This window comes from Fontibacter flavus, from assembly GCF_042432905.1.
Taxonomy (GTDB): Bacteria; Bacteroidota; Bacteroidia; order Cytophagales; family Cyclobacteriaceae; genus Fontibacter; species Fontibacter flavus.
Genome location: NZ_JBHLWI010000029.1, coordinates 76,411 through 91,010 on the forward strand (window position 1 = coordinate 76,411; position 14,600 = coordinate 91,010).

13 protein-coding genes are annotated in these 14,600 nt (G+C 38.9%); 8 read left to right on the forward strand and 5 right to left on the reverse strand.

The annotated features are described in order from the left end of the window. Positions 1-72: 72 nt before the first annotated feature. From ACFFIP_RS10955 to ACFFIP_RS10965, 3 genes are all read left to right on the forward strand, one after another. The gene (locus ACFFIP_RS10955; RefSeq protein WP_382387677.1) at positions 73-630 is read left to right on the forward strand and encodes a fasciclin domain-containing protein; all 558 of its coding nucleotides are present in this window, start codon (positions 73-75) and stop codon (positions 628-630) included. Between the two features lie 142 nt (positions 631-772). Continuing rightward, positions 773-1,315: a gluconate 2-dehydrogenase subunit 3 family protein gene (locus tag ACFFIP_RS10960; RefSeq protein ID WP_382387678.1), complete on the forward strand. Its 543-nt coding sequence runs from the start codon at positions 773-775 to the stop codon at positions 1,313-1,315. Positions 1,316-1,318: 3 nt separating this feature from the next. Then, the gene (locus ACFFIP_RS10965) at positions 1,319-3,028 is read left to right on the forward strand and encodes a GMC oxidoreductase (RefSeq protein ID WP_382387679.1); all 1,710 of its coding nucleotides are present in this window, start codon (positions 1,319-1,321) and stop codon (positions 3,026-3,028) included. Positions 3,029-3,069: 41 nt separating this feature from the next. On the opposite strand, the gene aceK is transcribed toward ACFFIP_RS10965, so the two are convergent. Next, positions 3,070-4,797: a bifunctional isocitrate dehydrogenase kinase/phosphatase gene (gene aceK, locus ACFFIP_RS10970; protein WP_382387680.1), complete on the reverse strand. Its 1,728-nt coding sequence runs from the start codon at positions 4,795-4,797 to the stop codon at positions 3,070-3,072. Positions 4,798-5,246: 449 nt separating this feature from the next. Between aceK and ACFFIP_RS10975 the strand changes: the two genes are divergently transcribed. The 5 genes from ACFFIP_RS10975 (at position 5,247) to ACFFIP_RS10995 (ending at position 10,632) form a co-directional block, all read left to right on the forward strand. Next, complete coding sequence (locus ACFFIP_RS10975) at positions 5,247-5,915, forward strand: bifunctional isocitrate dehydrogenase kinase/phosphatase (protein ID WP_382387682.1); 669 nt, start codon at positions 5,247-5,249, stop codon at positions 5,913-5,915. Next, positions 5,915-6,556: an NUDIX hydrolase gene (locus ACFFIP_RS10980; protein WP_382387683.1), complete on the forward strand. Its 642-nt coding sequence runs from the start codon at positions 5,915-5,917 to the stop codon at positions 6,554-6,556. Before ACFFIP_RS10975 ends, ACFFIP_RS10980 begins: the two co-directional genes overlap by 1 nt. Before the next feature lie 43 nt (positions 6,557-6,599). After that, positions 6,600-7,853: a DUF819 family protein gene (locus tag ACFFIP_RS10985; protein ID WP_382387684.1), complete on the forward strand. Its 1,254-nt coding sequence runs from the start codon at positions 6,600-6,602 to the stop codon at positions 7,851-7,853. A 157-nt stretch (positions 7,854-8,010) separates the two neighbouring features. Then, the gene (locus ACFFIP_RS10990; protein ID WP_382387685.1) at positions 8,011-8,724 is read left to right on the forward strand and encodes an SDR family oxidoreductase; all 714 of its coding nucleotides are present in this window, start codon (positions 8,011-8,013) and stop codon (positions 8,722-8,724) included. Between the two features lie 210 nt (positions 8,725-8,934). After that, complete coding sequence (locus ACFFIP_RS10995) at positions 8,935-10,632, forward strand: potassium channel family protein (protein WP_382387686.1); 1,698 nt, start codon at positions 8,935-8,937, stop codon at positions 10,630-10,632. Positions 10,633-10,668: 36 nt separating this feature from the next. Here the strand turns inward: ACFFIP_RS10995 and ACFFIP_RS11000 are convergent, their stop codons facing one another. The 4 genes from ACFFIP_RS11000 to ACFFIP_RS11015 form a co-directional block, all read right to left on the reverse strand. Further along, a complete protein-coding gene (locus ACFFIP_RS11000; RefSeq protein ID WP_382387687.1) occupies positions 10,669-11,154 on the reverse strand; it encodes a thermonuclease family protein in 486 nt (161 codons plus the stop codon). 508 nt (positions 11,155-11,662) lie between these two features. Next, positions 11,663-12,325: a protein-L-isoaspartate(D-aspartate) O-methyltransferase gene (locus ACFFIP_RS11005; RefSeq protein ID WP_382387688.1), complete on the reverse strand. Its 663-nt coding sequence runs from the start codon at positions 12,323-12,325 to the stop codon at positions 11,663-11,665. A 180-nt stretch (positions 12,326-12,505) separates the two neighbouring features. Then, positions 12,506-13,660, reverse strand: coding sequence for a hypothetical protein (locus ACFFIP_RS11010; RefSeq protein WP_382387689.1), 1,155 nt, complete (start codon positions 13,658-13,660; stop codon positions 12,506-12,508). Positions 13,661-13,777: 117 nt separating this feature from the next. Further along, positions 13,778-14,350: an RNA polymerase sigma factor gene (locus tag ACFFIP_RS11015; protein WP_382387690.1), complete on the reverse strand. Its 573-nt coding sequence runs from the start codon at positions 14,348-14,350 to the stop codon at positions 13,778-13,780. Positions 14,351-14,600: the final 250 nt, after the last annotated feature.

Genomic DNA, 14,600 nt, shown 5'->3' on the forward strand with positions numbered 1-14,600 from the left:
AAGTATGACTTTGGTCATAAAGGATAAAAATATCCTTTATTATCTTGCGTCAAAATTCAAACCCAAATCAATATGAAATCTATTTTAAAAACATTTGCCGTGCTTATTGCTATGGTATATCTGACCGGGTGTGGCACATCCGAAAATCAGAGTCAGGCAGTCTCCAGTGAATCTTCCACACCTTCTGTGGGTCAATCAGGGGTTAAAGATGATGTTTCAAACCCAAATGTGGTACAAGTTGCAGTAGGGTCAAAAGACCATACTACTTTAGTGGCTGCACTTAAGGCGGCTGAATATGTAGATGCATTGACCAATGTGGGTCCATTTACTGTTTTTGCACCTACTAATCAGGCTTTTGATGCCCTTCCAGCAGGAACTCTTGAAACCCTGACCAAAAAGGAGAATCAAAGACAATTGAGGGACATCTTGGAATATCATGTGCTGTTAGGAGTGTATAAGCCTGGCGATTTTGTCAATGGCCGCAAAATGGGGACAGCAGACGGTCGTTCTGTTGAAGTTACTATTGATGCTGATGGCTCGATTCTAATCAATGGTGGAAAAATTTTAGGTACCGTGGAAGCATCCAATGGGATTATACATGTAATAGACAAGGTATTGGTACCGAATTAAAGGTTATTTCATATACATGGTTGTTGGTTTCTAATTGAAAAAGCAAAAGGCGATGCCTTCTGCTTTTTTTCATTTATATCTTATTATAGCCTTCTATCCAAAAACACTGGATTTAATCAGTAATTATTTTTTGATTTTAATCATGGATAGAAGAACAGTATTGAGGTCGTTGGCGATCACAGTTTGGGGAATGGTTTTGTTGCCGGGATGTGATATGGATTTGAATAAGGAGCAATCAGTAGGCCTTGTCAGGAGCCTTCCCCTTACTGCTCAACAAAAAAAGAATCTGGAAAAGCTAGTGGATACTTTTTTGCCCAAGACAGAAACACTTGGAGCTGCAGACCTACAGATTCATCATTTTTTGGACAAATTGATAGCAAATTGTTATCCGGTAGAGACTCAAGAGTTATTTATGTCAGGAATGGGAATTTTGGAAGATAAAGCAATGAAAGCGTTTGGAGAATCCTTTTTTGATGTTGATCAAATGCAGAGGGAAAGTATTTTGATGGAGTTGGACAATGAAGATGATGAACTGGAAAAGAATTTTTATGATTTTGTTAAAGAACAGGTAGTCAATGCCTATACCACCTCTGAATATTTTCTTACGAATTTCACCAACTACGATATGGTTCCGGGCGGATACGATGGCTGTGTAACCGTTCCGGAAGAACCTTTTAAAATATAAACAATGCCAAATTTTAATATTGATGCAGAAAAACAAAGAACTTTTGACGCCATAGTAATCGGTTCGGGAATCAGTGGGGGATGGGCTGCGAAAGAACTATGTGAAAAGGGCTTGAAAACGCTCGTGCTTGAAAGAGGCAGGGATGTCAAGCATATCAAAGATTATCCTACAGCTGACAAACATCCCTGGGAATTTGAGTTTGGGGGAAAGCTACCTCTGGAAAAACAAGAAGAGTTTGTCCGAAGGGGAGCGCGAATTCATGAATCTACAGCACATTTTTGGATGAAGGAAGGTGAGCAGGATATTGTCGAAGAGAAGCCATTCCAATGGACAAGGGGATACCAGGTTGGAGGAAAATCCCTTCTTTGGGCAAGGCAGACGCAACGTTGGTCTGATTTGGATTTTGAGGGTCCACTTAGAGATGGGTATGCTGTGGACTGGCCTATCCGGTACAAAGACCTGGCACCATGGTACAGCCATGTGGAAAAATTCTCCGGTATAGCAGGGAATAGAGACGGTTTGCCCCAATTGCCGGATGGGGAATTTTTGAAGCCTTTTGATTTAAGTTGCGTGGAAAAGCACTTTCAAAAAGTAATTGCAGATAATTACCAAAACCGTCATCTGATTCATGGAAGATGTGCGCATATCACCACACCTGAACCTATCCATCAGGAACAGGGTAGGGTAAAGTGTATGAATAGAAACCTGTGCAATAGAGGATGTCCACTTGGTGGGTACTTTAGTGCCAATGCTTCCACTTTACCCTGGGCTGAAAAGACGGGCAATATGACTTTACGGCCTCATGCGGTCGTGCATTCCATTATTTATGATGAACATAAGGGGAAAGCCACAGGTGTTAGGATAATAGATGCTAATGATATGCAGCTTTATGAATATTTTGCAAAAATTATCTTTGTCAATGCCTCAGCATTGAATTCCAATTTGATTCTGCTCAATTCTACATCTTCAAGGTTCCCCAATGGTCTTGGGAATGACAATGGTTTATTGGGAAAATACATATCCTGGCATAATTACCGAGGGCAGATTTCTGCCAGGAGTGAAGACTTTCAGGACATGATGAGTACAGGCAAAAATCCAAGTCATAGTTATATTCCAAGATTTAGAAACCTTTACCAACAGGAAACGGACTTTCTCAGAGGATATGCCGTTGGCTTTGGGTCTTCTTCAAGGGCAGTTCAATTCAGTAGGGATGGGTTAGGCGAAACACTCAAAAACAATCTCTTCAACCGTTCCCTTGGCCCTTGGTGGGTCTCTGCCTGGATGCAGGGTGAGGTTATTCCGATTGAAAGTAACCATGTCAGGTTACATGGTGAATTGAAAGATAAATATGGGATACCACAGTTGGTTTTGTCTTGCGATTGGACAGAAAATGACGATAAGATGGTGAAGGATTATATGGAACAGATGTCTGACATGTTCGAAAAGGCAGGTTTTACCCAAATCAATGCCCGCGATTCAGGGGCAGCCCCAGGTTCAGATATCCACGAAATGGGAGGAGTAAGAATGGGCCACGATCCGAAAACCTCCCTGCTCAATAAATGGAATCAGTTGCATGAATGCAAAAATGTATTTGTAACAGATGGTGCCTGCATGACCTCTACAGCAACCCAAAATCCTTCTTTGACCTATATGGCCATTACTGCCAGGGCTGCTAACTATGCCATAGAAGAACTTAAAAAAGGAAATCTATAAGGCTTCGGATTGGATGAAAAATAAGGAAATGAAGCCTAAAGTTACACTTCCTCTTCAGGTCGGAATCTGATTTCATTGGGATAGGGCAGAGCATGGATCCATTCTCCCGATAGAATACGTTCTTGGATGCTGATCCAATAATCAGGATTAAACAGATTTTGGTGGTATTCGAAAAAATGTTCCCGGACATCCTGTCTTCCGATCATGAATCTTTTAAAATCTTCCGGAAATATATCGTTGGCTTTTATATCATACCATGGTTCTGAAGCATATATCTGCTCAAAAGTCTCAGGTTTTGGCTTCCACCTGAAATTCATATCGGTCAAAAATTCTATTTCATCATAGTCATAAAATACCACACGCTTTTGTCTGGTCACTCCAAAATTTTTGGTCATCATGTCTCCGGGAAAGATATTGGCTTTGGCCAGCTGGAGGATGGCGTGTCCATATTCTTCAACTGCCTGTTTGGCTTCTTCAAGGGTACAGATTTCCAAATATATATTTAAAGGAATCATTCTCCTTTCAGTATATACATGTTTGATAATCAGTTCATTGTTTCTGAATTCCAAATATGAATTTACCGTGTTTTTGAGTTCACGGATCAGTTCAGGGTGTATTCGATCCAAGGGGAGATGGAATTCCTCGAATTCATGGGTGTCAGCCATTCTGCCGACTCGGTCATGGAGACCGACCATTTTATACTTTTCGCGGACTTCCTGCCTTGTCATGGTTTTTGGAGGATCAAAATAATCTTTGATCATTTTGAAAACGATATTGTAAGAAGGAAGTGTGAATACGGTCATCACCATTCCTTTTACCCCTTCAGCAATGACAAACTTATCTTCACTCTGCTGCAGGTGCATCAGAAAATCCCTGTAAAATTCAGTTTTTCCATGTTTGTTGAATCCTATGGCATTATAAAGTTCATGGATCTGCTTATGGGGGATAACGGCATGCAAAAAGGCAATCATCTGGGAAGGGATGTCCACTTCGACCATAAAATAAGATCTTGTAAAGCTGAATAGGTGGGCCATGATTTTGGGATCAAAAATCAAAGTGTCTACAAATACACCTTTTCGGCCATTGAGAAAAGGAATGATGAATGGCATCCATTTGCCTCCAACAAATGTTCTTCCGATCAGATAGGCGGCTTTATTTCTGTAAAAAACACTTTTTAAAACCTGAGTAATGGTATCTTCTGAAATGGTGTACCGTGATAAAATCACTTCACGTACTGAATGGACCAAAAACTGTATGTCAGCTTCTTTATTTAAATATTGGGTTTCGAAATCAAAATCATCTATGATTTTTTGGATGATTTTCTGTAAACCCAAAGATGAAGGATAGGTATGGTAGAGGTCTTCATTGGAATAGATATCACAGGTATTATAACCTTCATGAACAAACATCAATTCTTCATTTATAGCGAGGCCAGGATAGGATTTACGGATGATGGAGTTGAAAAAAGTTTCCGCAAGTTCCCTATCTTTTCTTTCTGTGATATTTTTTGAATAATGTTCTTTTGTGGTTTTCCAAAAATTGTAGTCGCTGTAACAATCTTTTACCAAGGCAAGAACCATGTTTTTAGTGGCATTTACCTGATCCTTGTAAAGACGTAATCTTTTGAGGTGAGTTTCCTGCATTCCACTCCAATCCCTACTTCTGAAATGTAACGGAGATACCTTTGTCAATTTTTTGAAATTCTGGATATATTTTTCATATCCTATTTGAATTTCTTCAGCTGTTTTATTGATCAACTCTTTATTCATGAAAAGGAATTTCTTCTAGCGATTAAGATATGGGATAAGATCAATAAATCAACCCATTAATTCATAAAAGTTATTTTTTGCCCAAAAGGAATTATCCTTTTTATTCTTTGAACTTTTATTTTAAAGATGGGGGGATTTTATAGATTTCATGAATGAACTGAAGTTGAATTTGATATTGCAAATCAAAGAGTTATGAATTTTATAGTTTAGTGGGTTTTGGAGTAGGAATTATTCGTTTAGTCTTACGGATTTTTGACAAAATAAAATTTTCGCAATCGATTGTTTGGACAATATCAAAACATTTTTTACCTTTCCCACATGTTATTCAATCATTGAATATCTACAATAGGTTTAATAGGTTTGAGAGATGGAAAAGGCTGGAACAATGTTCCGGCCTTTTTTGATTTTTGCATATTTTGTGTTTCATTCGTATTCTTTTTCCAGACAAAATGAAGCGTTTCAATTCCCTTTTGTTTTCAATTCCTATTGTGGCACTCATCTCGGTGAACACAAGCTCTTGCTCATCTGAAAAAAAGTCTGCTGAATCAGTTTCTGAAACAGTAGAAAGCGTGTCTGATGAGGAATTGGTTTTAGTAGAAACGGGAGTACAGCAACTCGCAGATTGGGTTCAATTTTGGAAGAGTAACGCATCTACATTTAATCCTTCTTTATTTACTTTAGAAAGGGTGGAAGATTTCGAAGTATTGGAGTGGCCTGAAGAGAATCCCATTGGACCAAATAGCCCTTTATTTTCTTACCTCTTACCACAACCTGAAGGAGAAGGGACTGTGGATATTTATAGCTACAAGGTTTTTATTCCTGCAGAAGGCAAGCCTGGATTCAATCCGGATTCTGAAGTAATCTATTTTAAAGAAAATGGATTGAGGGAACGCCTCTTGTTTATAGGGCCTTCCGGAGGATTTGAGGATGCCATTTGGGTAAGCCCTGATCATTTGTTGGTGGCCGGGTTTTTTGAAGAAGAACGAGGCACCACACCTAAAATTTGGTTGATTGATACGGAGCTGAAGCAGTATTCAGTATTTAAACACCCGCTTTACACAACAAATTATGCAAAAGACGGGTATTTAAGGAAGAAGCTAAGCAATATCGATTTTTGATGGAGTTTGAAAAAGTAATCAGAAAGCTTGAAAAAGCATTGAAAGAACCATTGCCCGGAAGATCAGGCCAGATTACCATGGCACCTGTGCCCGTGGATGAATCCCGTTTTGTTGAAAATATCAGGACAGACCATAGAAAAGGTGCTGTTTTGATGCTTTTTTATCCTGATCTAAAAAATCAGACATTTGTTCCTTTTATCAAAAGACCCACCTATCCCGGTGTACATAGCGGACAGATTGCATTTCCCGGTGGAAAAATGGAAGAAACAGACAGGGATTTGTCGATGACTGCCCTTAGGGAGACAGAAGAAGAAATAGGTGTTGATGCATCAAAAGTTGAGTTGCTTGGAAAATTGAGTGATTTGTACATTCCTCCAAGTAATTTTATGGTTTCACCTTATGTTGGCTTCACACTTGAAAAACCCCAATTTCAGGCCCAACCTGAGGAAGTTGCAAGGATCATTAATTGTGAATTGAGTAGGATTCTGGACAAACAATCCAGAAAAAAAGGCATTGTTCATGGGAGTGGGGGATATCGTCTGGATGCCCCTTATTTTGATATAAAATCTGAAATGGTATGGGGCGCCACAGCCATGATGCTGGGTGAATTCACTTATCTCTGGGACAAGTTAGATTTTTGATTTTAGGATCAATTGTGCTATTGTTGTGAAAAACATCAATTTCATGCAGGAAAATAGCCCTTTGATCACCAATGATGCAGTAGTTTTTGGTATACTGATGACTGTACTTGCATTGGTATTTGCCACTTCATCAAGTACCAACAGTTTTTGGAGAAAGTTTTACAGAATAGTTCCTTCAATCTTGTTGTGCTACTTCATTCCTGCAGTATTGAATTCATTTGGTTTGATATCAGGAGAGACTTCCAGTCTTTATAAAGTTGCTTCAAGATATCTACTGCCCACTTCATTGGTATTGCTAACCTTGAGTATTGATTTTAAGGGAATCTTAAAACTTGGTCCAAAAGCATTGATCATGTTTTTAGCAGGTTCTGTGGGGATTATTTTAGGAGGACCTTTGGCCTTATTTACGGTTTCGGCAATTTTTCCGGAAGTATTGGGCGGAGTTGGGCCAGATGAAATTTGGAGAGGTTTGGCTACCATTGCCGGAAGTTGGATTGGCGGAGGGGCCAATCAGACAGCGATGTTGGAAGTTTTTGGAGCTAGTTCTACCTTATTTTCCCAAATGATAGCTGTTGATGTATTGGTTGCCAATGTTTGGATGGCTGTGCTATTATATTGGGCTGCCAAACCCGGGAAAATTGACAAGTTATTCAAAGCAGATAGTTCTGCTATCTTTGAACTGCAGGATAAGGTTGAGAAATACCGTGAGAGTATTTTGAGGGTGCCCAGTATGTCGGATACAATGAAGATTTTCGGAATTGGTTTTGCCCTTACTGGTTTTTCCCATTTAGTAGCAGATACTATTGCACCTTTTATTGGTGAAAATTATCCAAATTTAAGCCAATATTCCCTTGATTCTACTTTTTTCTGGATTGTGGTGATAGCCACCACAGGAGGTTTGCTATTATCCTTTACCAAAGCCAGAGAGCTTGAAGGGGCGGGTGCTTCCCGTTTGGGTTCGGTACTCTTGTATGTACTTGTGGCCACTATTGGGATGCAAATGGATTTGATGGCTGTCTTTGATAATCCCGTGTTTTTCCTGATTGGTATTTTTTGGATGATTTTCCATGTGCTGATCATGTTGTTAGTGGCTTTTTTGATCAAAGCCCCATTCTTTTTTGTGGCAGTGGGTTCTCAGGCCAATGTGGGAGGAGCAGCTTCAGCACCTATTGTGGCTTCTGCTTTTAATCCGTCATTGGCACCTGTAGGGGTTCTGATGGCGGTTTTGGGATATGCAGTTGGAACCTATGGTGCTTATATTTGCGGATTGCTCCTTCAGATGGTTCACGGGATGTGACCAAAAAGCCATATATTCAATATTTGAAGGTTCTTCAGTAGGGGAACCTTTTCTTTTTTACAGAAAATTAGGAGATTAAGATAATTCAACATAAAAAGCTGAACTGAAGGCTCGATGAAGAGGTTATCATACATACATTCAAATTTTAAATAATCATATGCAAAGACTTGAAAATAAAGTTGCCCTCATTACCGGGGGATCAAAAGGAATTGGTTTTGGTATTGCGGCCGCATTGATGGCAGAGGGTATGAACGTAGCGATTACCAGCAGATCTCTTGAATCAGCTCAGGAAGCAGCAGCTGAACTCAATAAATCAGGTAAAGGAAAAGCCTTAGCTATTGAAGCAGATGTGCGTGATTATACATCGCAGGAAAATGCTATCAAACAAGTGATGGAGAAATGGGGAAGGTTGGATTTATTAGTGGCGAATGCCGGAATTGGTCATTTTGCGCCAGTTGAGGAGTTGAGTTTAGCCCAGTGGCATGAAACCATTGATACTAACCTTACAGGGGTATTTTATAGTGTCAAAGCAGGATTTGAGGCACTTAAGGAATCAAAAGGATATTTTATCAGCATCTCCAGTTTGGCAGGAACGAACTTTTTTGCCAATGGATCCGCTTACAATGCAAGTAAGTTTGGTGTGACAGGCTTCACTCAAGCTGCGATGTTGGATTTGAGAAAGTACGGTATCAGGTGTACCACCATTATGCCTGGTTCTGTGTCTACCTATTTCAATAACCACGTTCCAAACGATAAGGATGGCTGGAAAATCCAGATTGAAGACTTGGGCCAAATGGTAGTGGATCTCATGCAGATGCATCCGAGGACTTTGCCAAGCAAAATTGAAGTGAGACCGACAATGCCAGCTTAATCAGATAGATGTGGTGAATAACTGAACTGTCAATTCTTGAATTGGCGGTTCAGTTTTTTTTGTGGTATTCTTGAAAAAAACTCTCATCAGTAAATCTATCATTTTTTAATCAACTCACTTTTCAGATACCTATATGAATATCAAATTTTTGTAGTAATTTGAAACAATTGAAAGTTAATCATCAATAAGAATTTTAAGTATTTTTAACCTATGAAGCTCCTGACTACCCAGGTAATGTTATTTCTTAAAAACAAGCCAGACAGAAGAAACTTCGTGACCTTACTTAGGTTTTTATTGATTCTACTTTTATTGGTTGTTGTTTTTTCTTTACTCTTTCATTTTTTGATGGAAAGGGAAGGTAGATATTTTTCTCCTGTGACAGGTTTTTATTGGACTTTGACGGTCATGTCTACACTTGGCTTTGGAGATATTACCTTTGATAGTGATTTGGGAAGATTTTTTTCAGTTGTCGTATTGGTTACTGGTATGTTGTTTCTTCTTATTCTTTTTCCTTTCACCTTTATCAACTTTTTTTATTCCCCTTGGATGAAAGCGCAGGAGCAGGCCAAAGTGCCAAGAGAATTGCCGTCAGATACCACAGGACATGTGATTTTAACCAGATTTGGACCTGTGACTGAGTCATTGATCAAAAAGTTGAAAAGGTATAAATATCCCTATGTAGTCATTGTAAAAACTTTATCCGAAGGTCTTGAACTTCAGCAAGATGGGGTTAATGTTTTATTAGGGGATTTGGGAGATCCACAGACTTATGTCAATGCCAGGGTAGCATCTGCAGTGCTGGTAGCTACCACTGAATCTGATGTTTTAAATACCAACGTAGCTTTTACCGTAAGGGGTGTCAACAAAAACATACCCATTATTTCCACTTGCAATTCAGAGGCATCAGTGGATATTCTAAAGTTGGCAGGAAGTAATCATGTGCTTCAGTTGGGTGAGAATATGGGACTTTATTTATCCCGAAGGGCAAATGGGGGGGATGCCAATGCGCATCTTATCGGAAGATTTGGAGAGTTGATCATTGCGGAAGCAATGGTGACAGGATGTTCATTGGTAGGCAAAACCCTCAAGGAAACAGAACTGAGACAGAAAATAGGAGTCAGTGTAGTGGGAGTCTGGGAACGGGGAAAGTTCAAAACAGCCCAGCCTGATACCATGATTACTGAAAGCTCAGTGCTTGTTTTGGCAGGTTCTCCGAGACAAATTGAAGCATACAACAAAAAGTATGAAATCAAAAATGATAATAAAGCGCCCATTGTCATTTTGGGAGGTGGAAGAGTTGGAAGGGCTACTGGAAGGGCTTTAGAGGCAAGGGGCATTGATTATAGGATTGTAGAGAAAGACCCAAGCAGGATAAAGAATGCAGAGCGGACCGTACTTGGAGATGCAGCAGACCTGGATGTTTTATCAGAAGCAGGTATTAATGAATCACCCTGTGTCATCATCACTACCCATGATGATGATGTAAATGTCTACTTGACCATTTATTGCCGATCACTAAGGCCTGATATTCAGATTATCACCAGGACAACTTTGGAAAGAAATCTGGCAGCAATCCATAGGGCCGGAGCAGATTTTGTCATGTCTTATGCATCAATGGGTGCAAATGCCATGCTCAATATATTAAGGAAAAACGATGTGTTGATGGTAGCGGAAGGCTTGGATCTAATCAGGGTAAAAGTGCCTGGATATTTGATTGGGAAAACGATAGCGGAATCTGCCATTAGAAAGCAAACAGGTTGTACCGTCATTGCCATTAACTGTAATGGCAAAACGCAGATCAACCCTGAACCTGAGATGGAAATCCCAGAAGGCGCTGAGATGATCCTTATTGGTACTGTTGAATCCGAAAATGAATTCTTTAGAATTTATGGAGAAGGGATTGCCTGAAAAAGAGGCTATCCAATCATGTTCAACTTCGTATGGTCATTTCCAAAGTCCTCTTTTTTTTTCTCTTGCTTCCCTTTGAAGCCTTATAAATAATTCCGCATGTTTGACATTTGGAGGTACGGTCATAACAGTTGCATATCCTTGGGCTACAAGGTGAGCATTTAAAAAAGTGCCATCTTCTAGGTAAACATAAGCAAGAGTTCTTTTATACCGGTCATATTTGCTGACATCAAATTCAAGTCTGATTTTTTTTCCAAGGAGTAATCTTTCTATATAGGCAGAAGCCTCTTTTCCGTAATGACCAATATCTTTTCTTCCAGTCCGCCGTGCTTCAGGTGCATCAATACCAATGAGTCGGATTTTTTCAGAATTTCCTTTATGATCCATCACCCAGAAAGTATCACCATCAACAAATTTGGATATTTCAAGCCATTTTGAGGAAACTTGCTGATCTTGTGCCCAAGAAGAAAAAAGGGTTATGAAGAATAAAAGGTAAAATGAAATTAATACTTTATGCATCATGAAGAAAGGAAATTTTTCCAAGATGCGTGTACTTAAAGCCAAATACAAGTAAGCAGGTTATTTTCGACTTGAATTGACTTATTTTTCCCTGAAAGTGTTTCTCATAAACAGTTGGAGCAGGTATTGAAAACTGATATTTAGTCTTTTAAAGAAGATCAATATTTATTGGATACCAATCGAAAAGGTAATAGAAAGAGATTTCTGATAAATGTTAAGGATAAATCAATGGTGAACCCTAACAACCTGAAGGGTAGTAGGATCAACCATATGAGGGGGTATAAAAATATAGCCAGTATGGCAATTGGCCAACATAATACCAAGAGTAGACACCAAAGGAGAAAGCTCAGCATGTTAGAATAGTTTAATTATTTGAAATCAATTCGAATGCCAAGCTATTAAATTTGGGAATAGGCTCTTTTAGGGGTACTTGTTGTTTTTGGGCTGTTTCATTATTGAACAACTTCCTGTTCGTGGAAGAACATTCTCAAGATGATTTCTGCAATTCTGATTATATGGTATCCCTTAGAAATGGCACAAACATGACATTGCTGAGGTAGCTGGTTTTGATTTTACCTTTGACTTTTCTTGCCAGGACCATTTTTTGGACTTTTCCTTCCTGGCCTACTGGTATGACCATTATTCCGCCTTCTGCTAACTGGTCCATCAGTGGTTGTGGTATTTCTTCTGGCGCAGCGGTAACTATGATGGCATCAAAAGGTGCTTTTTCGGGCCATCCTTTGTAACCATCTCCAATTCTGACGTATATATTCTTATAGCCCATGGATTTGAGGTCTCTTTCCGCTCTTTTGCCTAAGCCTTCCATAATTTCAATGGTATAAACTTCTTTTACGATTTCAGCCAAAACTGCTGCCTGATAGCCTGAGCCGGTACCAATTTCCAATACCTTCATTTCAGGACTAGGTTCTATTAACTCCGTCATGTAAGCCACTATGTAGGGCTGTGAGATGGTTTGACCTTCTCCAATAGGAAGTGGTCGGTCTTCATAGGCGTAACTCCTGATTTTTTCAGGAACTAAAAGGTGTCTTGGGACTATCCTCATGGCTTTCAAGACCAATTCATTGGTGATTCCCCTTTGCGCAATTTGGTTTTCCACCATTAATTCCCTTTGGGATTTGTAATGGTCGGTTTGAAAAACAGCAAGTAGTAACATAAGCCAGAAAATCCTCATCGTACTTCATTGAATGACAATAAAATATACGGTTTTTTAAGCTATTTTAAAAATGAGATTTCGATTTAAAATCTGCCAATTTTACTCCTTATCACTTTTTGATTTTTTGGGAAATTTGTAGCAAATATTCAATTCAAAAGACCATGATATTTCAGAGAGGTTTTATCTCTTTCGAAGTTCAAAAATACTGTATCTAGTAACTTCCTCTTCCACCTCTTCATTGGGTTTGTCCTTTACGAGTATCCTTTTGCCTGGCAGGGCAAATAGAATGTTTCCTTCTGGAAGATCAAGCTCTGGACCAATTCTTTGGCCATTTTCAAAAATCAACATCTTCATCTTATCATGTTGATCCAAAATGGAAAATGGCTTTTCTTCTGTATTTCTCGCCTCAAAAACAGCTTTGCTGACGCCTTGATAGTAGGTCAATATCCAAGTGTTTTCCCCCAAATTCAGCAGCTGCCTGTTTCTTCCAGGTAAATTTATCAGGTCTTTCACCCTAGGGTCATCAGGTGTGATTCCGATAGGGAGTGGGCTTGCTTTTTCGAGTGTGTGATGCTCAATTGGAAATTTATTTATGAGCTTAAAATCATCATTGAGATCATAGACATGGATAAAATCATCCAAACTATGAACCAAATAAAGATAATTTCCCTCGATGAAATAATTTTTGGCCATTAGATTATAATAAACCTGATCAGTTTTTTTGTAATAGGAATCCTGTTCATAGGGCAAAACTGACTGGGTAGCTCCGGATTCTGTTTTCAATAAAATAAAATTCTGCAAGGTATCTCTGCCTTCCTCTGTGAAAATCAGATGGTGTGCCGAAAGGAAAGTGCTTGGTCCCACCAAATAACGTACATGCTCACCTTCCATATAGTAAGCAGTCTTTCCTAACGGGGTATATGCACGAATAGGCAGGGGAGAAGGAGTTCTGAAATTTTCCAAAATATCATAATCAGCACTATAGGTGATGAGTTGAAATGGAAATTGAAACACTCTTTTTCCTTCTGGTCCAAAACTCATTCCGAGGGGATTCCATGTTCCGTAATTATTGGGGCCATCACCTTTTCTACTGACTCTTTTCAAAATTTCTCCCTTAGGAGATATTTCCAAGATCTCATTTTCAACCTCAGAAAAGCCTAAAAATATATTTTCATCCTTACTATAATCAGTGATATGTACTTTGGTAAAATTCTCTACAGCGAAAGAATCCACTTTGATAAGTTCATAAGTAGAGGCTTCAACATTACTTTCATTTTTGGGATTTGAGCAGGATGCTATCAAGACAATGACTGCAATGAATAAGAGGTTTTTCATAAAAATAATTGTTTAGTCAAAACTAATAATAAATTAGTTTAATTCAAATCGCTACAATACTTTTAAATTTTACAGGTGACTTCAAGCCGGTTCCCGTCTGGGTCTAAAGTTTCAAATTCATGCAACCAATAATTTTTTACTGTTAGAGTAAGGTCGGATATTGATCATTTTTTGAAGATAGGTTCTTGCCCTTGATAATTGAGATTTGGAAGTATTTTCGCTGATTTTCAACTTTTTGGCTATTTCTTGATGGGAAAAACCTTCAATAGCGTAAAGATTAAATACGGTACGGTATCCAATCGGAAGGCTATTGATCAATTTCATAAGGTCCTCTACGGCAAGGGAATCTGATGGAAGGCTATACACTGGGTCTGGTAAAGCGCCTTCTAATCCGATTTCCTTGTATAGGCATTTCTCCTTATCCAAATACATCAGGCATTCATTGATCATAATACGTCTTATCCAACCTCCAAAACTCCCGGAGCCTTTGAATTGGTGTATCCTGTCAAAGACTTTCATAAAGCCTATAATCAAGATATCTTCTGCCGCAGCAGACTCTTTGACATAGCGAAGGCATAAGGCATACATTTGACCTGAAAACCTGTTGTACACAGCTTCCTGAATAGTGGGGTTTCTTTCTAAACACCCTTTCAGCAAATCTTTTTCTAAATGTGAACTTTGCTTTTTCATAATTGTGATACTAGTTGGTTAAAAATTATAGACCCGTTTTCATAAAAGGACTTTACAAATTTCCTGATATTATGTTACTGATAGAATCACATAAATATGTGAAAATGAATGGAATGGGATTTTTAAATACGAGTGCTTCTACCATTTACCAGCTCTAAGACTCGGGGAGAATCAGTTAAGGTTAGATTGCTAATCTGCTTGCCTTTGTCAAGCGGAGAATGATCTGAAAGCATTCTTGGATTTTTCAATT